The organism is Pseudomonas antarctica (assembly GCF_900624995.1).
GTDB classification, from domain to species: Bacteria; Pseudomonadota; Gammaproteobacteria; order Pseudomonadales; family Pseudomonadaceae; genus Aquipseudomonas; species Aquipseudomonas antarctica.
Genome location: NZ_UYXQ01000018.1, coordinates 22812 through 44589, shown reverse-complemented (window position 1 = coordinate 44589; position 21778 = coordinate 22812). Strand labels below are relative to the sequence as shown.

20 protein-coding genes are annotated in these 21778 nt (G+C 59.9%); 11 read left to right on the top strand and 9 right to left on the bottom strand.

Annotated elements, in window-relative coordinates; all coding sequences use genetic code 11:
- The first annotated feature begins 4 nt into the window (after window positions 1–4).
- On the top strand, window positions 5–1792 hold the full coding sequence (locus tag E0F99_RS13185; protein WP_083355913.1) for a KinB sensor domain-containing domain: 1788 nt from the start codon (window positions 5–7) through the stop codon (window positions 1790–1792).
- A gap of 89 nt (window positions 1793–1881) precedes the next feature.
- On the opposite strand, the gene E0F99_RS13180 is transcribed toward E0F99_RS13185, so the two are convergent.
- The 6 genes from E0F99_RS13180 to E0F99_RS13150 form a co-directional block, all read right to left on the bottom strand.
- Window positions 1882–2658 carry an N-acetylmuramoyl-L-alanine amidase gene (locus tag E0F99_RS13180; RefSeq protein ID WP_083355914.1) on the bottom strand — a complete coding sequence of 259 codons (777 nt, stop codon included), beginning with the start codon at window positions 2656–2658 and terminating at the stop codon, window positions 1882–1884.
- An 88-nt stretch (window positions 2659–2746) separates the two neighbouring features.
- The gene (locus E0F99_RS13175; protein ID WP_083355915.1) at window positions 2747–4813 is read right to left on the bottom strand and encodes a GGDEF domain-containing protein; all 2067 of its coding nucleotides are present in this window, start codon (window positions 4811–4813) and stop codon (window positions 2747–2749) included.
- Entirely contained in the window at window positions 4810–5688 is an 879-nt protein-coding gene (locus E0F99_RS13170; RefSeq protein WP_083355916.1) for an endonuclease/exonuclease/phosphatase family protein, read from the bottom strand. The genes E0F99_RS13175 and E0F99_RS13170 overlap by 4 nt, the downstream gene beginning before the upstream one ends.
- Before the next feature lie 10 nt (window positions 5689–5698).
- Window positions 5699–6337: a thiol:disulfide interchange protein DsbA/DsbL gene (locus tag E0F99_RS13165; RefSeq protein ID WP_083355917.1), complete on the bottom strand. Its 639-nt coding sequence runs from the start codon at window positions 6335–6337 to the stop codon at window positions 5699–5701.
- Between the two features lie 170 nt (window positions 6338–6507).
- Entirely contained in the window at window positions 6508–7134 is a 627-nt protein-coding gene (locus E0F99_RS13155; RefSeq protein ID WP_083355918.1) for a c-type cytochrome, read from the bottom strand.
- A gap of 33 nt (window positions 7135–7167) precedes the next feature.
- Complete coding sequence (locus E0F99_RS13150) at window positions 7168–7470, bottom strand: c-type cytochrome (protein ID WP_083355919.1); 303 nt, start codon at window positions 7468–7470, stop codon at window positions 7168–7170.
- Window positions 7471–7662: 192 nt separating this feature from the next.
- Here E0F99_RS13150 and yihA point away from each other — a divergent pair, with 192 nt between their 5' ends.
- A complete protein-coding gene (gene yihA / locus E0F99_RS13145) occupies window positions 7663–8304 on the top strand; it encodes a ribosome biogenesis GTP-binding protein YihA/YsxC (protein ID WP_083355920.1) in 642 nt (213 codons plus the stop codon).
- Window positions 8305–8586: 282 nt separating this feature from the next.
- On the opposite strand, the gene polA is transcribed toward yihA, so the two are convergent.
- A complete protein-coding gene (gene polA, locus E0F99_RS13140; RefSeq protein ID WP_083355921.1) occupies window positions 8587–11376 on the bottom strand; it encodes a DNA polymerase I in 2790 nt (929 codons plus the stop codon).
- Between the two features lie 74 nt (window positions 11377–11450).
- On the opposite strand from polA, the gene E0F99_RS13135 reads away from it, so the two are divergent.
- Both E0F99_RS13135 and E0F99_RS13130 read left to right on the top strand, forming a co-directional pair.
- Entirely contained in the window at window positions 11451–11741 is a 291-nt protein-coding gene (locus E0F99_RS13135; protein ID WP_083355922.1) for a DUF2782 domain-containing protein, read from the top strand.
- A 56-nt stretch (window positions 11742–11797) separates the two neighbouring features.
- Window positions 11798–12751, top strand: coding sequence for a homoserine kinase (locus E0F99_RS13130; RefSeq protein ID WP_083355923.1), 954 nt, complete (start codon window positions 11798–11800; stop codon window positions 12749–12751).
- 62 nt (window positions 12752–12813) lie between these two features.
- On the opposite strand, the gene E0F99_RS13125 is transcribed toward E0F99_RS13130, so the two are convergent.
- Window positions 12814–13743 (bottom strand): zinc ABC transporter substrate-binding protein ZnuA, encoded by a 930-nt coding sequence (locus tag E0F99_RS13125; RefSeq protein WP_083355924.1) that lies wholly within the window; start codon window positions 13741–13743, stop codon window positions 12814–12816.
- Window positions 13744–13801: 58 nt separating this feature from the next.
- Between E0F99_RS13125 and zur the strand changes: the two genes are divergently transcribed.
- Genes zur through E0F99_RS13105 form a run of 4 tightly spaced genes read left to right on the top strand, consistent with a single transcriptional unit; the run spans window position 13802 to window position 16607 of the window.
- Window positions 13802–14284 carry a zinc uptake transcriptional repressor Zur gene (gene zur / locus E0F99_RS13120; protein WP_083355925.1) on the top strand — a complete coding sequence of 161 codons (483 nt, stop codon included), beginning with the start codon at window positions 13802–13804 and terminating at the stop codon, window positions 14282–14284.
- Window positions 14284–15069: a zinc ABC transporter ATP-binding protein ZnuC gene (znuC, locus tag E0F99_RS13115; protein WP_083355926.1), complete on the top strand. Its 786-nt coding sequence runs from the start codon at window positions 14284–14286 to the stop codon at window positions 15067–15069. Before zur ends, znuC begins: the two co-directional genes overlap by 1 nt.
- Entirely contained in the window at window positions 15062–15850 is a 789-nt protein-coding gene (gene znuB, locus E0F99_RS13110) for a zinc ABC transporter permease subunit ZnuB (protein WP_058421933.1), read from the top strand. The genes znuC and znuB overlap by 8 nt, the downstream gene beginning before the upstream one ends.
- A 37-nt stretch (window positions 15851–15887) precedes the next feature.
- A complete protein-coding gene (locus E0F99_RS13105) occupies window positions 15888–16607 on the top strand; it encodes a PA5502 family lipoprotein (protein WP_083355927.1) in 720 nt (239 codons plus the stop codon).
- Window positions 16608–16706: 99 nt separating this feature from the next.
- On the opposite strand, the gene katE is transcribed toward E0F99_RS13105, so the two are convergent.
- Window positions 16707–18848 carry a catalase HPII gene (gene katE, locus E0F99_RS13100; protein ID WP_083355928.1) on the bottom strand — a complete coding sequence of 714 codons (2142 nt, stop codon included), beginning with the start codon at window positions 18846–18848 and terminating at the stop codon, window positions 16707–16709.
- Window positions 18849–19113: 265 nt separating this feature from the next.
- On the opposite strand from katE, the gene E0F99_RS13095 reads away from it, so the two are divergent.
- The 3 genes from E0F99_RS13095 to E0F99_RS13085 are packed head-to-tail and all read left to right on the top strand — an operon-like array spanning window position 19114 to window position 21620.
- On the top strand, window positions 19114–20121 hold the full coding sequence (locus E0F99_RS13095) for a methionine ABC transporter ATP-binding protein (RefSeq protein ID WP_083355929.1): 1008 nt from the start codon (window positions 19114–19116) through the stop codon (window positions 20119–20121).
- Window positions 20121–20795 carry a methionine ABC transporter permease gene (locus tag E0F99_RS13090; protein WP_083355930.1) on the top strand — a complete coding sequence of 225 codons (675 nt, stop codon included), beginning with the start codon at window positions 20121–20123 and terminating at the stop codon, window positions 20793–20795. The genes E0F99_RS13095 and E0F99_RS13090 overlap by 1 nt, the downstream gene beginning before the upstream one ends.
- A 51-nt stretch (window positions 20796–20846) precedes the next feature.
- Entirely contained in the window at window positions 20847–21620 is a 774-nt protein-coding gene (locus E0F99_RS13085; RefSeq protein WP_083355931.1) for a MetQ/NlpA family ABC transporter substrate-binding protein, read from the top strand.
- Window positions 21621–21778 lie beyond the last annotated feature (158 nt).

Below are 21778 nucleotides of genomic sequence, written 5' to 3'. Positions count from 1 at the left end.
CCTTATGAAGCTAGCGATGAAACTGCGCACTCGTTTGTTCCTGAGTATCTCAGCGCTGATCACCGTCGCCCTGCTGGGACTGGTCCTGGGACTGGTCAGTGTTATGCAAATGGCCAAGAGCCAGGAGTCGCTGATCCGCAGCAACTTCATCACCCTGGACCTTGGCCTCAAGCTGCGCCAAACCTTGGGAGACCAGTTGATCCTGATGTTGCAGGAGCAACCGGACCCCGAGGTGCTGAAAACCTCAAAACAGCAATACCTCGCACTGCTGGATGAGGGCATCGCCCATGAACAGCAAGACGGCAGGCTCAGCGGGTTCAGCCAGGCACGCGTTGACTACCTGAATTTTATCAAGGCATTTGACGAGGCCCAGCAACGCTCGCTGGCCAATAATAAAAACCAAAAGCTGACCGACACCTTCAATGCGTTGCGTAACGGCCTGATCACCGAACACAAGCACGCCTTGGAGAACATCAACGCCAGAGAATACAAATCCCGCGACCGAGCGCTGTTGATTGCCGGTCTTCTGGGCCTAGTGGGCCTGGCGGTATTGATTATCGGCTTCATCACCGCCCATGGCGTCGCCCGGCGCTTTGGCGGGCCGATCGAAGCTTTGGCCAAAGCCGCTGACAAGATCGGGCAGGGCGATTTCGAAGTGACGCTGCCGATCTCTTCAGCAGCGGAAATGAATCTGCTGACCCGGCGCTTCGGCATCATGGCCGAAGCGTTGCGCCAGCACCAGGCAACCAATATCGATGAATTGCTGGCCGGCCAGCAGCGCCTGCAAGCGGTGCTCGACAGCATCGACGACGGTCTGTTGATGATCGACCGCCAAGGTCGCCTGGAGCATCTGAACCCCGTCGCTCAGCGCCAGTTGGGCTGGGACGAGGCACGTTTAGGCCAGGGCTTGGGCGAGGCGCTGGGCCGCCCGGAAATGGATGAACAGCTGCAGCTAGTACTGCGCGGCGGCAACCTGGAGCGGGCGCCGGAAGATCTGGAAGTGGAGGTTGAGGGCGAACTGCGCCTGCTGACCTACAGCTTGACGCCGGTTAGCCACACCCAAGGGCATATCCTCGGGGCAGTGATGGTGCTGCATGACGTCACCGAACAGCGCGCCTTCGAACGCGTGCGCAGCGAATTCGTGTTGCGCGCCTCCCACGAACTGCGCACGCCGGTGACCGGCATGCACATGGCCTTCGGGCTGTTCCGCGAACGGGCGAAGTTTCCGGCCGAGTCCCGTGAAGCGGACTTGCTGGATACGGTCAATGAAGAAATGCAGCGCCTAATGCAGTTGATCAACGACTTGCTCAATTTTTCGCGCTACCAGAATGGCCTGCAAAAACTTACCCTGGGGCCCTGCGATGTCACCGACCTGCTGGAGCACGCACGGGCGCGTTTCACCGAGCTGGCGAGTGCTCAGAACATCGAACTGCTGGTGGAAGCCCAACCTGATTTGCCCAGGCTGTATGCCGACCAGGCTCAGTTGGAACGTGTGCTCGACAACCTGCTGGGCAACGCGTTGCGCCATACCGCCGATGGCGGGCAGATTCGCCTGCAGGCACGCCGCCATGGCGAGCGCGTGATTATCAGCGTCGAAGATAACGGCGAAGGCATCGCCTACGGCCAGCAGGGCAGGATCTTCGAACCCTTCGTGCAGGTGGGCCGCAAAAAAGGCGGCGCCGGCCTTGGGCTGGCACTGTGCAAAGAGATCGTGCAACTGCACGGCGGCCGCATGGGTGTGTATTCGCGGCCGGGGCAAGGTACGCAATTCTATATGGCGTTGCCGCTGTAGCCTGGCCGCTCGAGTTACCTGCTGGCCATACGAAATAAATTGCGGGAGCGTCGCACCACCGCTCCCACAATTTGAATCGGGTTACACGCTTAACTGCGGTTCAATGCGCGCAATATCGCAGCACTTTCAGCATCCGGCGTGCCATCAAAGAGCGATGGCCGGAAGTGCATCTGGAACGCCGCGATCACATGTCGCGTAGCAACATCCAACTCACCGGTCTGCGGTGTCTGGTAGCCCAGGCGTGCCAGCTCTTCCTGGAACCAGGTGACGCTCGGCAGCTCAGCCGCGTACTGCACCTGGAATCGAGCAACGGCCTGCGCGTCCGGCCAGACCCCCAAGCCCTCAGCCGCTAAACGCTTCCACGGGAACAACGGGCCCGGGTCGAGCTTTCGCAACGGGGCGATGTCGCTATGGCCAATGATGTTCTTGGGTTCGATGCCATTGCGCTTGCTGATGTCCTTGAGCAACACCACCAACGACTGCACCTGCGCCTCGGAATACGGGTACCAGACACGGCCCGTCGGTGTATCACGATAGCCTGGGTTGACGATCTCGATGCCAATCGAGCTGGAGTTGAGCCAGGTACGGCCCATCCACTCGCTTTCACCAGCGTGCCAGGCGCGCTGGCTCTCATCCACCAGCTTGTAGAGAGTGCCAGAGGCGTCGTCACCGATCAGGTAATGGCTGCTGACCTGGCCGTGGGTTAACAGCGCCAGGGAGCGTTCAAGGTTGGTTGAGGTGTAATGGACGACCACGAACTGCACGCGGTTGTCGTGGTTAACCGAAGGATGGCTGGTGTTCAGGCGCGGGCCACTGGCGCAGCCGGCGAGCAGGAGGAACATAAAGGCGATGCAAAAGGATTTCATAGCAGAAGACATTACGCTGAAGACGATAATGCAACAGTGTAACGTACCGTTTGTGGCTGGACGGTCAAATTACAAAATGGAACATATTTTAGGCCGCCTGCACCTGATTACGTCCCGCCGCCTTCGCCCGGTATAGTGCCTCATCGGCACGTTTGAGCGCCAAGTCACTGCGCTCACCCGGCTGGAACTGCGCCACGCCCATGGATACCGTGATCGTTACCGGCTCGCCCTTAAAGTGGAAAGGGCACGCTTCGATCGCAGCACGGAGCACTTCGCCCACGGCGAGGGCATCCGTCAAGGCTGAGTCCGGCATCAGCAACACAAACTCTTCACCACCGAAACGCGCGATAAAGTCAGTGGGGCGCAGGCGTTTGCGCAACACATTGGCGATGATCTTCAGTACCTTGTCACCCGCCAAGTGGCCATAGCCGTCGTTGATGCGCTTGAAATGGTCCAGGTCCAACATGGCCAGCGACAGGCTATTGCCGCGTTGGTGCCAGGTATTCACTTCATGATCCAGGCGCTCGCTCCAGGCTGCACGATTGGGCAGGCCGGTGAGCGGATCGATCAAGGCCTTCTGGCGCTGTACTTCCAGATGCTCGCGATAGCCTTGGGCTTCCTGCTCCATGCTCGCCACCCGCTCAGCCAGCCCTTTGAGGCGCGCTGCCACTTCCTGCTCGCGCTGGTCACGCTGCTGCTGGTGCGCGTCCATCGTGCCGAGCAGGCCTTCGAGGTGGCTCTCCAGCACGTGCTTGAGGCTGTCCAGATCGGCCGCGTCCTGCACGCTGCTTTGCAGACCGTCGACCTGTTCACGAATCTGCGTGTCCAGCTCCTGCGCGGCCGAGCGGCTGTCGGCATGGCCTTCACTGGCTACCTGCAGGTGGCCCTGGAATGCCTCGAGGCGCTCGTTGAGCTGCTTGAGGTAGGCTTCGAACTCGTGCTGGCCACTGTCGGTGATCGCCAGCATCAGCACGGCCAGGTCGTCGAGGATCGGCAGCAGCTCGTACCAGTTCAAGCCGTGGGCCAGGCGCTCGCGCATGGCTTCGGCCTGGGGCCGGTGACGCTCAGGCAGCGACAGCTCATCAAGCAGGCCGAGCAAGGTGTCTTCGATATGCTTGGCGACGGAGCTGTAGGACGGCTCCGGCGAGTCGGGCAGAGCGTAGATGCCGTCCAATTGCAGTTCATCTGGATCGGGCTCGGGGCTCTCCAGCACCGGCGGCAGGGACAAACTGCCGATGGTGGTTTGCTCCGGCGTGTCGACCGCAGCCTGCGGCGCTTCGATAAATGCGGCGAGCGCGCTTTCGGGAGCAGCTTCCTCTGTCGGCGGCACAGGCGTCTTGGGCTCAGGCGCCTCGACAGGCAGGACGGCAGACTCCACTGATGCCGGAGCTTCGAACACAAATGTTTCACCGGCGACCTCTGCCACCTTAACGGCCGCACCAGGTGCAACGGGTTCAGGCTGCGAGGGTGACGGTGCTTGCGACAACGGCGCGAAGGCGCGCAAAGCTTTTGTCAATTCTTCGGATTGCGCGGGCTCTTGAGGCTCAGGCGCGGGTTTGGGCGCAACGAGCTTTGGCGCAACCAGCTCTGGCGTGGCTTCGACCAGCGGCGCGTCATTTGAGACTTCCTTCGCGCCAAACAGGCGTTGTAGCAGCCCTGGCCCAGGGCGCGTGGTTTCGCCGTCCGGCTCCAGGTTATTGAGGGCTTGCCCCTGCAGGCTGCTCAGCTCACTGAGTAGCAGCGGAATCTCGCGTGCCTGTCCGACTCGGCTATCCAGTTGCTTGGCGAAGGTTTTCAGCGGGCGGGCCACCTCACGCGGCAGCGGCAGCTTTTGCAGTTGCGCGACCAGGGCCGTGAGCGCAGTACTCATCTGGTCGACGCGCGTTTCGCGGCGCTGCTCCGAATCCAACACGGCTTTTTCCAAACGCGGCAGCAAGGCGGCGAGGGCGGCGTCCATGTCGTCGGTACGCACTACGTCGCGCATCTCCTTCATGCATTGGTCGACCGCGCGGTCGGTCCCTTCCGCCGCCAGCGTGCTACGCACCAACCCTCGGCGTAGCAGGTCAAGACGGGCAGCCCAGCGACGTTCGAGTTTGTCTTGTTGCTCGACGCTTTTAAGGTATTTCTCTTTCCAGCGCTGGGCGTCGTCGCTCATGCAAGGGGTCCGCTGGTGCCTGGGCTCAACGCGGGTAATGCATCAGCCGTGAGCGAACCCGGCAGACGAATCTCTACCGCGACCGGCAGGTGATCGGAGATGGGCTGCGCCAGCACCTGCACGCTTTCGAGCGTAAGGGTCGGGCTAAGCAGGATATGGTCAAGACAGCGTTGGGGGCGCCAGCTGGGAAACGTGGCTTCGACTTGCGGCGCCAGTAACCCGAGGTCCCGCAACGGGGAATTCTGCAGCAGGTCGTTGGCATGGGTGTTCATGTCACCCATCAGTACCTGGTGCTTGTAGTTGCCAATTAATTCACGAATGTAGGCGAGTTGCAGGTTGCGCGTACGCCCCCCGAGCGCCAGGTGCATCATCACCACGACCAAGGCTTCCGGGCCTTCGCCGAAACGCACGAGGATCGCCCCCCGGCCCTTGGGACCTGGCAGTGGATGATCTTCGATGGCGGTCGGCTTCAAGCGGCTGAGCACACCATTGCTGTGCTGCGCCAGGCGCCCAAGGTTGCGGTTGAGTTGCTGATACCAGTAAGGGAACGCGCCAAGCTGGGCCAAGTGTTCCACTTGGTTGATGTAGCCGGAGCGTATGCTACCGCCGTCGACCTCCTGCAGGGCGACCAAGTCGAAGTCGTTCAGCAGGTTGCCGATCTTTTGCAAGTTAACGGCCCGCCCGTTGTGTGGCAGCAGGTGCTGCCAGCCACGGGTGATGTAGTGCCGATACTTCTCGGTACTGATGCCCACCTGAATATTGAAGCTCAGCAGGCGCAAGCGGCTGTCTGGCGGCAGGCCTGTGGTTTCCAGATGGTGCTCGTTGACCTGCGGGTCGTGCAGGCCAACGACGCGTTCAGTACCCCAGCGGCGCATGGTAGGCCCCTTACTTGGCTGCGCGCTCTTTGGCGATCAGTTGGTCGGCAACGTTGAGGGTTTGCTCAGGACCACCGGTAGTGCCCAGGTCGAAACGGTATTTGCCGTTGACAATCATGGTCGGTACGCCCTGCACGCCGTACTTCTGGGCCAGCTCTTTGTATTGAGCCATTTTGCCCTTGACGGCGAACGAGTTGAACGTCTCAAGGAACTTGGCCTTATCAACACCTTGAGTGGCGACGAAGTCAGCCATCTCCTCAGGTTTGGTCAGGCGCTTGCCTTCTTTCTGGATCGCGTTGAACACGGCGTTGTGAACCTTGTGCTCTACACCCATGGTATCGAGCGTAATGAAGAGCTGACCATGGGCATCCCATGGGCCGCCGAACAATGCAGGGATGCGTTTGAAATTAACGTCAGACGGGAGTTTTTCAGCCCATGGATTGATGGTCGGCTCAAAGGCGTAGCAATGCGGGCAGCCATACCAGAACAGCTCCACCACTTCGATCTTGCCTGGCTCCGAAACCGGAACAGGGTTGGCCAATTCAACGTAGGTTTTACCGGCTTCAAGCGGCACATTATCGGCAGCTTGTGCGGTCATGCCGAAGAGGCTGGCAGTGACGAGAGCGGCGCTGAGGATCAGATTACGCATGCTTTACTCCTGGACAAATAAAGTCGCCTCACGCGACCTTTAGTTGTGACAGGTCTACGCGGGCATGAGTTCGTTAGTGTAACGGCACCGGCCACAAAAAAGGGCGGCCTAAGCCACCCTTTTTATGCTTGCATCGATGGATTAATCGAGCGTTAACGTCACCGGACTGATCAGTGCAGGCCCTGAATATAGCTGGACAACGCTTCGATATCTTTATCCGACAGCTTTGCCGCAATGTCAGTCATCATTTTGTTGCTGGCATCACCATCGATGAAGCGAACCTTCTCGCGAAATTCCTTCAATTGCTTGGCGGTGTATTGGGCGTGCTGACCACTCAAGTGAGGGAAGCCGGCCTCTGCCAGACCACTGCCGCCTGCGATGTGGCAAGCCTTACAGGCGGGCATGCCGCCGATGGGCTGGTCTTCAGCGAGCTTGCCACCCTGAAACAACGCCTGGCCTTTGTCGACCAACTTCGGATCGGCAGCTCCCACACTGCCCTTCTGGCTCGCAAAATACGCCGCGATGTCCGCCAGGTCTTGATCGCTGAGGTTGGTGAGCAGGCCGGTCATTTCCAGCACCGTACGCTTACCGTCCTTGATGTCGTGCATCTGCTTGGTCAGGTAACGCTCGCCCTGGCCGGCCAGTTTTGGAAAGTTTGGTGCCGGGCTATTACCGTCCGGTCCATGGCAAGCACCACATACGGCGGCTTTCGCCTGGCCAGCAGTGGCGTCGCCTGCGGCATGGGCAACACCGGTGATGCCCAAGGTCAACAGCAGACTCACGATCAGTTTGTTCATCAGCTAATCCAACTACGGCTAAGGGTTTAAGAGTTATCTACCGGGTTTACTCACCATCAACTCAATGATGGCCTGGTAATCCTCAGTACTGCAGTCCATGCACAAACCACGCGGCGGCATTGCCTTGAAACCCTGAGTCACGTGTTGCACCAGCGTGTCCATACCCTGCGCCAGTCTTGGCGCCCAGGCTGCCTGGTCACCCCGTCTGGGGGCGCTGGGCAGTTGGCCGGCATGGCAAGCCACGCAAACTCGGTTGTACACCGCCTCCGGATCCTGTGTAGCCTGAGCGCCGTAAAGCGGAATCAGGACACCAAAAGCGAGCAACCATCGGGTCATACATCGACCTTTTCAGGGTTTGAGAGCGTTTTGCGTTCTAATGCGCAATGAAGGTCTTTCGCTCCCGTGAACTTCATCCTTCGCTGGGACAAAGCACACACAAAATCTGCGGCATTATATACTGGCGCTACTGAAACGGAAACGACACCGCTTGCCGCACCCTTTTTCGGCACCGCCCACATCGGAAATCTCATGCAACTCAAGAACCCCATCCTCGGCCTGTGCCAACAGTCCACGTTCATGCTCAGCGCCGCCAAAGTGGACCAATGCCCCGATGACGAAGGCTTTGAAGTCGCCTTTGCCGGCCGGTCCAACGCCGGCAAGTCCAGCGCGCTGAACACCCTGACCCACGCCAGCCTGGCCCGCACCTCGAAAACCCCAGGCCGCACACAACTTCTCAATTTCTTCAAGCTAGACGATGATCGGCGTCTGGTCGACCTTCCGGGCTACGGTTATGCAAAAGTACCCATCCCGTTGAAGCTGCACTGGCAGCGTCACCTGGAGGCTTATCTGGGTGGCCGCGAGAGTTTGAAGGGGCTGATTCTGATGATGGACATCCGTCATCCAATGACCGACTTCGACCTGTTGATGCTCGACTGGGCCGTTGCCAGCGGCATGCCGATGCATATCCTGCTGACCAAGGCCGACAAGCTGACCTACGGCGCAGCCAAGAACACCCTGCTAAAAGTGCAGTCCGACATCCGTAAGGGTTGGGGCGATACAATCACCATCCAGCTGTTCTCGGCGCCTAAACGCATGGGCCTGGAAGACGCCTACACGGTGCTGGCCGGCTGGATGGAATTGGCGGACAAGGGCGCGGAAGTCGCGGAATAACTTTCCCGAATCACTTTCTTGGGGGCAAAAAAAACCCCGGACTTCGTTTGGGGAGGGGAAGTTCGGGGTTCAAGTTCTGGACCGCTAGGGCGGGGTCCAGATATCTGCCAACACTTAACACAACATAGGAGCATTGAAGGGCTTCACCACCCATTCAGTAACTCTGAGTAGCAGTTCACGGGTTAAGTTCCAGCAGCTCTAAAAAACTATTGGAAATAACTGACGCCTGCTTCTGATCTAAAGCGCTCTGCCACCACGCCCGGTGACGGCAGAGCCGCGACATCAATGCGCCTCGTCCCAGTTATCGCCCACGCCCACGTCCACCACCAAAGGCACATCCAGCTTGGCCGCCGCGCTCATGTGCTCGCGGACCTTCTCGCTGACCTCTGCAACCAGATCCTCGCGCACTTCCAGCACCAGTTCATCGTGCACTTGCAGGATCACTTTGGCATCCAGGCCCGACTCGGTCAGCCAGTTATCCACCAACACCATGGCCTTCTTGATAATGTCCGCCGCCGTGCCCTGCATCGGCGCGTTGATCGCCGTGCGCTCGGCGGCCGCTCGCTCCTGAGGCTTGTTGGAATTGATATCCGGCAAGTACAGCCGACGCCCGAAGAAGGTTTCTACATAGCCTTGATCGGCCGCCTGGGCGCGCGTGCGCTCCATGTACTCGCGAACGCCGGGATAACGCGCGAAGTACACATCGATGTAGGCCTTGGCGGTCTTGGTATCGACGCCAATGTCCTTACCCAGCTTCTGCGCGCCCATGCCGTAAATCAGGCCAAAGTTGATCGCCTTGGCACTGCGACGCTGGTTGGAACTGACTTCAGCCAATTCAACCTTGAACACCTCGGCCGCCGTAGCGGTGTGCACGTCCAGATCGTTACGGAACGCATTCATCAAACCCTCGTCCTTGGACAAATGCGCCATGATCCGCAGCTCAATCTGCGAATAGTCCGCCGCCAGCAGCTTGTAGCCTTTGGGCGCGACAAACGCCTGGCGAATCCGCCGCCCTTCAGCGGTGCGTACCGGGATGTTCTGCAGGTTCGGATCGCTGGACGACAAGCGCCCGGTCGCGGCCACAGCCTGATGATAAGAGGTGTGAATGCGCCCGGTACGCGGGTTAATCTGCTCCGGCAGGCGGTCGGTGTAAGTGCTTTTCAGCTTGCTCATGCTGCGGTACTGCATCAGTACCTTGGGCAGCAGGAAGTCGTCTTCGGCCAACTTGGCCAGCACTTCCTCAGCCGTGGACGCCTGTCCCTTCCCAGTCTTTTTCAACACCGGCAGCCCGAGTTTCTCGTAGAGAATCGCCCCGAGCTGCTTGGGCGAACCCAAATTAAACTCTTCCCCAGCGATCTCGAACGCCTGGCGCTCCAGCTCAACCATTTTGTTACCGAGCTCGATGCTCTGGATACCCAGCAGCTCTTTATCCACCAGCGCACCCTGGCGCTCGATACGCGCCAGCACCGGCACCAGCGGTATTTCGATGTCTGTCAGCACACTGGCCAGGCTCGGTATGGCCGTCAGTTGTGCATGCAAGGCCTGATGCAAGCGCAGCGTCACGTCGGCATCTTCGGCGGCATACGGGCCAGCCTGCTCAAGCGCGATTTGGTCGAACGTCAGCTGCTTGGCGCCTTTGCCGGCGATGTCCTGGAAGCTGACGGTGTCGTAGTCCAAGTACTTCTTGGCCAGGCTGTCCATGTCGTGCCGGGTCGCGGTGGAATTCAACACGTAGGATTCGAGCATCGTGTCGAAGGCGATGCCGCGCACGGTAATGCCCCGCGCAGGGTCGCCACCGATGGCGCAGTTGGCCAGGATGTTCATGTCGAACTTGGCGTGCTGGCCGACCTTGAGTTTGGTCGGGTCTTCCAACAGCGGCTTCAAGGCCAACAGAACCGTGTCGCGATCCAACTGCTGCGGCGCGCCGATGTAGGAATGGGTCAGCGGAATGTAGGCTGCTTCATGCGGTTGCACGGCAAAGGAAACACCCACCAACTGCGCCTGTTGGGCATCGATCCCGGTGGTTTCGGTGTCGAAAGCCAACAGCTTTGCGGCACTCAGCTTTTTCAGCCAAGTGTCGAACGTGGCCTGGTCAAGGATGGTGGTGTAAGACGCTTCCACTGGCGCAGCCGTCTCAATCACTTCCTCAACAGCCGGAGCAGCCCCGGTCGACGCCTTGAGCTCAACCCGCTTGGCATCGCGCTGAATCTCATCAATCCAGCTCTTGAACTCAAGCAGCGTGTACAGCTCCAGCAACTTTTCGCGGTCCGGCTCGATCAGGTGCAGATCTTCCAGGCCCACATCCAGCGGCACGTCGATCTTGATCGTCGCCAGTTGATAAGACAGGAAGGCCATTTCCTTATGCTCTTCCAGCTTGGCCGGCAGGTTCTTCGCGCCCCGAATCGGCAGGGTCGCCACGATATCCAACTGCTCATAAAGCTCTTTGAGGCCGCCGTTCACGCCCACCAGCAGGCCGGAAGCGGTCTTCGGACCAATGCCCGGAACGCCTGGGATGTTGTCGGACGAATCGCCCATCAGCGCCAGGTAATCGATGATCTGCTCGGGAGCGACACCGAATTTCTCCTTCACGCCCTCGATGTCCATCGCGCTACCGGTCATGGTGTTGACCAAGGTAATGTGCCCGTCAACCAGCTGCGCCATGTCTTTGTCACCGGTAGAAATCACCACCGGGCGGTCCGCCGCCGCACTGCTGCGGGCCAAAGTGCCGATTACGTCATCGGCCTCCACGCCTTCTACACACAGCAATGGGAAGCCGAGGGCGATAACGCTCTGGTGCAGAGGCTCGATTTGCACGCGCATGTCATCGGGCATGCTCGGGCGGTTGGCCTTGTATTCGGCGTACATGTCATCGCGAAAGGTCCCACCCTTGGCGTCGAACACAACGGCGAACGGGCTGTCCGGGTACTGCTTGCGCAGGCTTTTGAGCATGTTCAACACGCCCTTGACCGCACCGGTCGGCAGGCCTTTGGAGGTGGTCAACGGTGGCAGCGCGTGAAAGGCGCGGTACAGATAAGAAGAACCGTCCACCAGGACGAGGGGGGCTTGGCTCATGAGCAGGATCAACCTTTTCGGCGGGTCAGGCGCTAGAATAGCCGGACCAATGACGACAAAGGGACAAGGTTATCATGCGCACAGTAAATCGCTTGTTGTTGACCGGCTTGATTGCGTTCTTGCCGCTGGCCGCCACGGCAGCTGACAGCGCGCCCTCGGGAGACCCGGAAGTCACGATCCGCACCGAAGGTGACAGAACCATTCAGGAATACCGCCAAAACGGTTTCCTGTACGCGATCAAGGTCACCGTAAAGGGTGCGCCACCATATTTCCTGGTGCGCGCGGACGGAACCGATGCGAACTTCATCCGTTCTGACCAGCCGGATATGCTGATCCCGTCATGGAAGATTTTCGAATGGAAATGATTTCTTAACTTAAATTGGCGCCGCCCATCGCGGCGCCCGTACTGGCAGTTTTAACCATGTCTGTGTTCACCCCGCTGGCTCGGCCCGAGCTGGAAACCTTTCTCGCCCCTTACGGGCTCGGCCGCCTGCTTGATTTCCAGGGGATTGCCGCCGGTAGCGAAAACACTAATTTTTTTATCAGCCTGGAACAGGGCGAGTTCGTCCTGACGCTGGTTGAACGCGGCCCGGTCGCGGAAATGCCATTTTTCATCGAACTGCTCGACGTGCTCCACGACGCCGACTTGCCGGTGCCGTATGCGTTGCGCACCACCGAAGGCGTAGCCTTGCGCGAACTGAAAGGCAAACCGGCGCTGCTGCAACCGCGCCTGGCCGGCAAGCACATCAAGGACGCCAACGCCCAGCACTGCGCCCAAGTCGGCGACCTGCTCGGCCATCTGCACTTGGCCACTCAAGGCGAGAAAGTGCTGGAGCGCAAGACTGATCGCGGGCTGGATTGGATGCTCACTGAAGGTGCGCAGCTCATTTCGCACCTGAACGATGCACAGCAACGCCTGCTGCAAGGTGCGCTAAGCGAAATCGAAGCCCACAAGGCCGAAATCCTCGCCCTGCCGCGCGCCAACGTTCACGCCGACCTGTTCCGTGACAACGCGATGTTCGAAGGCACGCACCTCACCGGTTTGATCGACTTCTACAACGCTTGCTCAGGCCCGATGCTGTACGACGTGGCGATCGCCTTGAATGACTGGTGTTCGGACGCGGACGGGGTGATCGACGGGCAACGTGCCCGAGCATTGCTGGGGGCCTATGCGGGACTGCGACCCTTTACAGCCAAGGAAGCCGAGCTGTGGCCGACCATGTTGCGGGTGGCGTGTGTGCGTTTCTGGCTATCACGCTTGATCGCGGCTGAGTCGTTTGCGGGGCAGGATGTGTTGATTCATGACCCGGCGGAGTTCGAGCACCGGCTGGCGCAGCGTCAGCAGGTCACTGTGCATCTGCCGTTCGCGCTCTAAAGCTCCACGCGGTCAGAAATTGTGGGAGCACGCCCGCTCCCACAGTCGCTCTGTGCGGGTCGTTACAACGACTCCAGGCACCCGGCCAAGTCATTGCCCAACTTCTCCAGCACCTGCTCATAACCCTGCGCGGTGGCCGGCGTATAACCGCCCAGCGCATCCAACTCCGCCAACTTCACCGGCAAACCCGCCACCAGTGTCTGTGCCAGACGCGGGCGCAACGGCGGTTCACTGAACACACACGTCTTGCCGACTTCCTGCAAACGCGTACGCATCGCCGCCACATGCTGGGCGCCTGGCTGCACTTCGGCGGCCACGCTGAACACGCCGGTGTGCTTGAGCCCGTAAGCGTCTTCGAAGTAATCAAAGGCTTCGTGGAACACGAAGTAAGGCTTGTCGCCCACACTCGCCAAACGCGCTTTCAAACGAGCATCCAACGCATCCAGACGCTCATCGAACGCCTGCACGTTGCTCTGATAACGCGCAGCATTCGCCGGGTCGGCAGCGCTGAGGTCAGCCGCCATGCGCGCCGCGATCACGCGAGCGTTGACGGTCGACAACCATAAGTGCGCATCCAGGCTGCCCGGGCGGTGATCATGATCATGCTCGTCGGCATCCTCAGCGTGAGAATGACTATCTTCGGCGAAACGACGCAATTTCATCCCCGCAAGATCCTGCACCGCCACGGTCGGCAGGCTACGGCCTTTAAGCACGCGTGGCAGGAAGCTCTCCATGTCCGGGCCGATCCAATACAGCAGGTCTACCGACTGCACGCGCCGTACGTCGGATGGGCGCAAAGCATAGTTGTGCGGCGACGCGCCGGGCGGCAGCAACACCTCTGGAATGGCCACGCCGTCCTGCACAGCGGCGGCAATCAACTGTAAGGGCTTGATGCTGGTCAGCACCTTGACCTCAGCCTGAGCAGCCCCGGCGATGAACAAACTGGTGACAAATACGACAAAAACGGGAAAAAGTCGGAACACGATAACCACTCAATGGCGTAGGAACAGGTAACATAATAACGTCTCTATCAAATGTCTGTCGCCGCTCATGCCTAAAACACCCATTGCCAGCCGCCCCCACGACCACTCTCACTGCGTGCATACCGCACTGTCGGAGGCCGACACCTTGTGCGCCCGTCAGGGCCTGCGCCTGACCGCCTTGCGTCGTCGGGTGCTGGAGCTGGTGTGGCAAAGCCACAAGCCGCTGGGCGCCTACGATATTCTTGGCGTGCTCAGCGAGCAGGACGGCCGCCGCGCCGCACCTCCGACGGTGTACCGCGCGCTGGATTTCCTGCTGGAAAACGGCTTGGTGCACCGCATCGCATCGCTCAACGCCTTTGTCGGCTGCAACCACCCGGAACACGCGCACCAGGGCCAGTTCCTGATCTGCCGCGAGTGCCACGCCGCCATCGAGCTTGAACAAAAAAGCATCAGCGACGCCATCATCAAAAGCTCGGCCGAGGTTGGCTTCAAGGTCGAAGGGCAAACGGTCGAAGTGGTCGGGCTCTGCTCGGGTTGCCAGGGGGCTTGATGAGCAACGCGTTAATCCGCCTGGAACAGGTTGGGGTCACGTTCGCCGGGCAAGCCGTGCTGGATAACATCGCACTCAGCGTGGAGTCCGGGCAGATCGTCACCCTCATCGGCCCCAACGGCGCCGGTAAAACCACCTTGGTGCGTGCCGTGCTCGGCTTGCTCAAGCCCGACACGGGCAGTGTGTGGCGCAAGCCCAAACTGCGTGTCGGCTACATGCCGCAAAAACTGCACGTTGACCCGACCTTGCCACTGTCGGTGCTGCGCTTCCTGCGCCTGGTGCCTGGTGTAGACCGCGCTCGCGCGCAGGCTGCGCTGAAGGAAGTCGGTGCCGAACAGGTCATCGACAGCCCGGTACAAAGCATCTCCGGCGGCGAAATGCAGCGCGTGCTGCTGGCCCGCGCCTTGTTGCGCGAGCCAGAGCTGCTGGTGCTCGATGAGCCCGTGCAAGGCGTCGATGTCGCCGGCCAGGCTGAGCTGTACAGCTTGATTACCCGCCTGCGCGACCGCCACGGCTGCGGTGTTTTAATGGTCTCCCACGATCTGCACCTGGTCATGAGCACCACCGACCAAGTGGTGTGTCTGAACCGCCACGTCTGCTGCTCCGGTCACCCGGAACAGGTCAGTAGCGACCCGGCGTTTGTCGAGCTGTTTGGAAAGAACGCCCAGAGCCTGGCGATCTACCACCACCATCACGACCACGCCCACGATCTGCACGGTGCAGTCGTTGACGATCCCGCTATGCCCCACACCCACGTTCATGGAGATAGCTGCAAGCATGGCTGATTTTCTGCTCTACGCCCTGCTGGCAGGCTTGGCTTTGGCACTGGTGGCGGGCCCGTTGGGCTCGTTCGTGGTCTGGCGGCGCATGGCCTATTTCGGCGACACGTTGTCGCACGCCGCGCTGCTGGGCGTGGCCATGGGCTTTTTGCTGGATGTGAGCCCGACCATCGCTGTCACCGTGGGCTGCCTGCTGCTGGCGGTGCTGCTGGTGACGCTGCAACAGCGCCAGCCGTTGGCTTCCGACACACTGCTGGGGATCCTGGCGCCAAGCACCTTGTCTTTGGGCCTGGTGGTGCTGAGCTTCATGCATGAAGTGCGCATCGACCTGATGGCTTACCTGTTCGGCGACCTGCTGGCAATCAGCCCCACTGACCTTGCGTGGATCCTCGGCGGCAGCGCCGCTGTGCTGGTCTTGCTGGTGACCCTGTGGCGCCCATTGCTGGCGATCACCGTGCATGAGGAGCTGGCCACCGTGGAAGGTTTGCCCGTGCCGGCCCTGCGCATGACCCTGATGTTGCTGATCGCGGTGGTGATTGCTGTCGCGATGAAGATTGTCGGCGTATTGTTGATTACCTCGCTGCTGATCATTCCCGCAGCCGCCGCCCAACGCCACGCCCGGTCACCGGAGCAAATGGCGATCGGCGCCAGCCTGTTGGGCATGCTTGCAGTGTGCGGGGGCCTGGCGTTGTCCTGGTTCAAGGACACGCCAGCGGGGCCGTCGATTGTGGTGACGGCCGCCGCCCTGTTTCTGCTGAGTTTTGTCCTGCCCCGTCGAGGGGTGTAGACTTGCTCGCTTTTTGCGCAAATAGAGAGTCGCAGGAATGAAGCTGTTCAACGCCCGTTATCTGCTCCTTGCCGCATTTTCCCTGCTGCTGGGCGCCTGTCAAAGCACACCGCCCGCTGCCCCCGAGGTACCGGACGCACGCGCTGCGGCCATTGCGCAGCTGGAGCAAAACCTGGCCAGCAGTGAGCTGGCGACCGCCGAAGACGAACTGGCCGCGTTACAGGCTCAGTCGCCCAACGACCCGGCCCTTGAGGCTTACCAGCGCCAATTGGCCGAAGCCTACCTGCAGCGCAGCCAGATCGTGCTGCAAAAAGGTGACGTCAACGCCGCCGCCACAGCCCTGAGCCGTGCCCGTGCACTGATGCCCAAGGCCCCGGCGCTGACCGGTGGCGTGAACAGCGCCATCAGCCATGCCCGCAAAGCCGAGCTGGATCAAGCAGAAGCCGCCTTGAAAGCTGCCGAAGCCAAACCGCCTGCCAAGGTCATCGACCCGGCCGCTGAAAGCACTACGGTTGCGCTGAACCTCATCGATATCGAAGAACTTCGCCATCAGTTGGATGCGATCGCCACCGACGTGGTGAATTACCAGTGCGACGTGACCATCCAGGCGCCGCGCACCCAGGATTACCCATGGCTGGCCACGCTGCTGAGCAAACGGGTGAAGCGAATTGATTCGGGGTATGACCTGAAAATTCACCGGCAGATTGTGAAACACATCCCGGCGCAGATTGTGCTGACTCCGCGTAAGGCGGAATAAAGCATCGCGGGCAAGCCCGCTCCCACCTTTGAACTGTTAATACATCCAAGTGTGGGAGCGGGCTTGCCCGCGATAGCGGTCTAACGGTCAACCAATAACTTAAGCCGGAATCGCCTTAGCCTTAGGCTCACGATCCCAAACCCGATGCTGTGCAATCGCGGCGAAAAACGTCTTAAATGCTTTGGCATCCGACCCAACGATCAACCCCGCATCCGCCTCAAGCTTCAGCAGATCCAACAACGGCTTCGCATCACTGGCAACCGCAATCGCCTTCAAATGCTTGTACGCCTCCAACAGGAAGTGCAACGCCACGCCATCGCCACTCAACGCCTGCACCGACTTGGCGCCGCCCGGCACAAACACCGCGTCAAACGCAATCGACGGCATGCCTTCCATCGACGCATCCACCTTCAGGCTCTTGCCATCGGCGGTGGTCACCGGTGCCGACGTCGGCCCCAGCAGCTTGGCGTGTGCGCCCTCAGCCTCCAGCGCCTTCTTCAGCGCGGCAATCGCCGCACCCTCTACACCGTTAGCCGCCAGGATCGCGACTTTGCGCGTCTTGATATCCCCCGAGAGCAGATTCACCTGACTCAATGCCGGCGATTCTTTCAGCGAGGTCTTACGAGGCGGCACAGTGCCTTTGGTCGGCGCCGGCAAACCGAGGTTCTGCGCAACGCGCTTGGCCAGTTCCAGGTCGATATTGGCCAGAATCTCGTTAACCTGACGGGCGCGAATAAACTCACGCTCCACCTTGCCCAACTCGAAGCTGTAGGCCGCAATGATGTGCTCTTTCTCGTGGTGGCTCATGCTGTGGAAAAACAGCGTGGCTTGCGAGAAGTGGTCGCCAAACGACTCACTGCGTTCACGCACCTTGTTGGCGTCAACACGCTCGTAATAGGTCTCGAAACCGCCATCCTGCGCAGCCGGTGGGGTTTCTTTCGGCCAGCCGCCATCAATCGAGTTCGGCTCGTAGGCCGCACGGCCTTTGTCGATCACGGTGCGATGCTGGGCGTCGCGCTGCCCGTTATGGAACGGCGTGACCGGCCGATTGATCGGCAGCTCATGAAAGTTCGGGCCACCGAGACGGCTGATCTGTGTGTCCGTGTAGGAAAACAGACGGCCTTGCAGCAACGGGTCGTTGGTGAAGTCGATACCCGGCACGATATGGCCTGGGCAAAACGCGACCTGTTCGACCTCAGCGAAGAAGTTGTCCGGGTTGCGGTTAAGCACCATCTTGCCCAGCGGCGTAATCGGCACCAGCTCTTCAGGGATAATCTTGGTCGGGTCGAGCAGGTCGAAGTCGAACTTGTGTTCGTCCTCTTCCGCAACGATTTGTACGCCCAACTCCCACTCAGGGTAGTCGCCGCCCTCAATCGCTTCCCACAAGTCGCGACGGTGGTGATCGGTGTCTTTACCGGCAAGCTTTTGCGCTTCGTCCCACACCAGCGAGCAGGTGCCGACTTTGGGATGCCAGTGGAACTTCACGAAGCTCGACTTACCTTCGGTATTGATCAAGCGGAACGTGTGAATACCAAAGCCCTGCATGGTGCGCAGGCTTTTGGGGATGGCACGGTCGGACATGGCCCACAGCACCATGTGCGCCGATTCCGGCTGCAGCGAGACAAAATCCCAGAACGTGTCATGGGCCGAGCCGCCGGTAGGAATCTCGTTGTGAGGCTCAGGTTTTACCGCGTGCACGAAGTCAGGAAACTTGATCGCGTCCTGAATGAAAAATATCGGCATATTGTTGCCCACCAGGTCGAAGTTGCCTTCGTCGGTGAAGAACTTCACGGCAAAGCCGCGCACGTCACGCACCGTATCGCCCGAACCACGCGGGCCCTGTACGGTAGAGAAGCGCACGAACACCGGGGTTTTATGCTCGGGGTTACGCAGGAAACCGGCCTTGCTCAGCGCCGAATGGTTCTCATAGGTCTGGAAGTAACCATGGGCGCCAGTACCGCGGGCGTGCACGATGCGCTCCGGAATACGCTCATGGTCAAAGTGCGTGATTTTTTCACGCATGATGAAGTCTTCCAGCAGCGACGGGCCACGAGCGCCAACTTTGAGGGTGTTCTGGTTATCGGAAATCTTTACGCCTTGGTTGGTGCGCAGGGCCTGGCCGGTCGCGTCGGAACGGAATTCCTCCAAGGCCTGCAGCTTGGCGTTGGTGTTGCCACGGTCGAGGGTGTCGGTGCCCGCAAGCTCACTCTTCGGCGGGGTAGCTGGCTTCTTGGTACTCATCAGTCAAAACTCCTTATTCAAAGTGGCCAGAGCGGTCCCCGGCTCGTTTGAGCAAACACCCAGGCACGGCACCTGGGAAATTGAGTTGCTTAAGTAGTGACTGACACGGTTTTGCACCGTTCCTTTTTTATGACCTTTGATCGCGTTATTGCCAAATCGCTGGTTGAATGCGAAATAAATGCTAAGAAACACTATACGGACAGGCTAAAATGCGCGCCCGGCTAACCGCTGATCCCTTTTCCATGCGCCCCACAAGGTTCGCTACGTGATCGAGTTTCATAACGTCCATAAAACCTACCGCGTCGCCGGTAAGGAAATCCCCGCACTGCATCCCACCAGCCTGCGCGTCGAAAACGGCCAGGTGTTCGGCCTGATTGGCCACTCCGGTGCGGGAAAAAGTACCCTGCTGCGCCTGATCAATCGTTTGGAACAGCCCAGCGGCGGTCAGATCCACGTTGACGGTGAGGAAGTCACCGCGCTGGACGCCAACGGCCTGCGCCGTTTCCGCCAGCAAGTCGGGATGATCTTCCAGCACTTCAACCTGCTCGCCTCCAAGACCGTTGCCGACAACGTGGCGTTGCCGCTGACGCTGGCTGGCGAACTGTCGCGCAAGGCCATCGACCAGCGCGTGGCTGAGTTGCTCGCCCGTGTCGGCCTGTCGGAGCACGCCAAGAAGTACCCGGCGCAGTTGTCCGGTGGCCAGAAGCAACGCGTCGGCATCGCCCGCGCCCTGGCGACTAAGCCAAAAATTTTGCTGTGCGACGAAGCCACCAGTGCCCTCGACCCGCAAACCACCGCCTCGGTGCTGAAACTGCTGGCCGAGATCAACCGCGAACTGAAGCTGACCATCGTGCTGATCACCCATGAGATGGACGTGATCCGCCGCGTGTGCGACCAAGTGGCCGTGATGGATGCTGGCGTGATCGTCGAGCAAGGCTCGGTGACCGATGTGTTCCTGCACCCCAAGCACCCGACCACCAAGCGCTTCGTGCAAGAAGCCGATCAGGTCGACGAAGGCGAGCAGCATGATGTGTTCGCCCATGTGCCGGGGCGCATCGTACGCCTGACGTTCCAGGGCGAATCGACTTACGCGCCGCTGCTGGGCACCGTCGCCCGCGAAACGGGGGTGGACTACAGCATCCTTGCTGGTCGCATCGACCACATCAAAGACACCCCCTACGGGCAACTGACCCTGGCCATCACTGGTGGTGACATGGAAGCGGCGTTCGCCCGCTTCACTGCGGCCGATGTGCACATGGAGGTCCTGCGTTAATGGACGTATTACTGCATTACTTCGACAACGTTGACTGGGCTGATATCTGGGTTGCCACGGGCGACACCCTGCTGATGCTCAGCACTTCGCTGTTTTTCACCGTACTGGTGGGCCTGCCGCTGGGCATTCTGCTGTTCCTGTTCAGCCCACGTCAGTTGCTCGAGCAGAAAGCCACCTATGGCGTCCTGGCCTTCATCGTCAACGCGATACGCTCTCTGCCGTTTATCATCCTGCTGATTGTGATGATCCCTACTACGATCTTTATCACGGGCACTTCGCTTGGCGTGGCCGGCGCGATTCCACCGTTGGTGGTAGGCGCTTCGACGTTCTTTGCGCGACTGGTCGAAACCGCCTTGCGCGAGGTGGATCGCGGCATCATCGAAGCGACCCAGGCCATGGGCGCCACCACGCGGCAGATCATCGTCAAGGCACTGCTGCCCGAGGCAAAGCCCGGCATCATTGCTGCAATCACTGTCACCGCAATTGCCCTGGTGGGCTACACCGCCATGGCGGGCGTGGTGGGTGCCGGTGGGTTGGGTGACCTGGCAATCCGTTATGGATACCAACGTTTCCAGGACGACGTCATGGTCGTCACCGTCGTCATGTTGATTGTGCTGGTACAAATTCTGCAAACCATCGGCGACAAGCTGGTGACACACTATTCTCGAAAATAACGGCCATTGCCCGGCCCACGCCGGCACATGCCCGAACAAGGAGCTTGTTGGATGAAAAAACTACTGGTTGCTTTCGCCGCCGTTGCCGCGTTTTCCGCCCACGCTGCCGAGACTATTACAGTCGCCGCATCGCCTGTGCCTCACGCGCAAATCCTCGAATTCGTAAAGCCTGCACTCGCTAAAGAAGGCGTGGATTTGCAGGTCAAAGTTTTCACCGACTACGTGCAGCCAAACGTCCAGGTGGCTGAAAAGCGCCTGGACGCTAACTTCTTCCAGCACCAGCCGTACCTGAATGAGTTCAACAAAACCAAAGGCACTCACCTGGTGAGCGTCGCCGCTGTGCACCTGGAGCCCCTGGGCGCCTACTCCAGCAAGTACAAAAAGCTGGAAGACCTGCCTGATGGCGCCAACGTGGTGATCCCGAACGACGCCACCAACGGCGGCCGCGCATTGCTGCTGCTGGCCAAGCACAACTTGATCACCCTGAAGGACCCGACAGACATCCTGTCGACCATCAAGGAAATCTCCGGTAACCCGAAAAAGCTGAAGTTCCGCGAACTGGAAGCCGCCACCCTGCCGCGCGTGCTGACCCAGGTCGACTTGGCGCTGATCAACACCAACTACGCGCTGGAAGCCAAACTAGACCCGTCCAAGGACGCCCTGGTGATCGAAGGCAACGACTCGCCTTACGTCAACATCTTGGTGACCCGCGACGACAACAAAGACTCGGACGCCGTGAAGAAGCTGGTTGCAGCCCTGCACACGCCTGAAGTCAAAGCGTTCATTCTTGAGAAGTACAAAGGCGCGATTCTGCCGGCGTTCTGATCAAACTCGATCCTCAAAACACTGAAGATCAAAAAATGTGGGAGCGGGCTTGCCCGCGATAGCAGAGTGTCAGTCACCGAAGATGGTGACTGGCCCACCGCTATCGCAGGCAAGCCAGCTCCCACATTTGTTTTGTGTTGCTCCGATCGTTCCCCCGC

Excerpts from the sequence above, each read along its gene's own strand:
- yihA (WP_083355920.1), top strand. The coding sequence starts at position 7,663 with ATGCAACTCAAGAACCCCATCCTCGGCCTGTGCCAACAGTCCACGTTC.
- E0F99_RS13130 (WP_083355923.1), top strand. The coding sequence starts at position 11,798 with ATGTCTGTGTTCACCCCGCTGGCTCGGCCCGAGCTGGAAACCTTTCTC.
- E0F99_RS13185 (WP_083355913.1), top strand. The coding sequence starts at position 5 with ATGAAGCTAGCGATGAAACTGCGCACTCGTTTGTTCCTGAGTATCTCA.
- znuC (WP_083355926.1), top strand. The coding sequence starts at position 14,284 with ATGAGCAACGCGTTAATCCGCCTGGAACAGGTTGGGGTCACGTTCGCC.
- E0F99_RS13170 (WP_083355916.1), bottom strand. The coding sequence starts at position 5,688 with ATGCGCCGCTGGGGTACTGAACGCGTCGTTGGCCTGCACGACCCGCAG.
- znuB (WP_058421933.1), top strand. The coding sequence starts at position 15,062 with ATGGCTGATTTTCTGCTCTACGCCCTGCTGGCAGGCTTGGCTTTGGCA.
- E0F99_RS13090 (WP_083355930.1), top strand. The coding sequence starts at position 20,121 with ATGGACGTATTACTGCATTACTTCGACAACGTTGACTGGGCTGATATC.
- E0F99_RS13085 (WP_083355931.1), top strand. The coding sequence starts at position 20,847 with ATGAAAAAACTACTGGTTGCTTTCGCCGCCGTTGCCGCGTTTTCCGCC.
- E0F99_RS13135 (WP_083355922.1), top strand. The coding sequence starts at position 11,451 with ATGCGCACAGTAAATCGCTTGTTGTTGACCGGCTTGATTGCGTTCTTG.
- E0F99_RS13105 (WP_083355927.1), top strand. The coding sequence starts at position 15,888 with ATGAAGCTGTTCAACGCCCGTTATCTGCTCCTTGCCGCATTTTCCCTG.
- E0F99_RS13150 (WP_083355919.1), bottom strand. The coding sequence starts at position 7,470 with ATGACCCGATGGTTGCTCGCTTTTGGTGTCCTGATTCCGCTTTACGGC.
- E0F99_RS13165 (WP_083355917.1), bottom strand. The coding sequence starts at position 6,337 with ATGCGTAATCTGATCCTCAGCGCCGCTCTCGTCACTGCCAGCCTCTTC.
- E0F99_RS13155 (WP_083355918.1), bottom strand. The coding sequence starts at position 7,134 with ATGAACAAACTGATCGTGAGTCTGCTGTTGACCTTGGGCATCACCGGT.
- E0F99_RS13180 (WP_083355914.1), bottom strand. The coding sequence starts at position 2,658 with ATGAAATCCTTTTGCATCGCCTTTATGTTCCTCCTGCTCGCCGGCTGC.
- E0F99_RS13175 (WP_083355915.1), bottom strand. The coding sequence starts at position 4,813 with ATGAGCGACGACGCCCAGCGCTGGAAAGAGAAATACCTTAAAAGCGTC.
- polA (WP_083355921.1), bottom strand. The coding sequence starts at position 11,376 with ATGAGCCAAGCCCCCCTCGTCCTGGTGGACGGTTCTTCTTATCTGTAC.
- katE (WP_083355928.1), bottom strand. The coding sequence starts at position 18,848 with ATGAGTACCAAGAAGCCAGCTACCCCGCCGAAGAGTGAGCTTGCGGGC.
- zur (WP_083355925.1), top strand. The coding sequence starts at position 13,802 with ATGCCTAAAACACCCATTGCCAGCCGCCCCCACGACCACTCTCACTGC.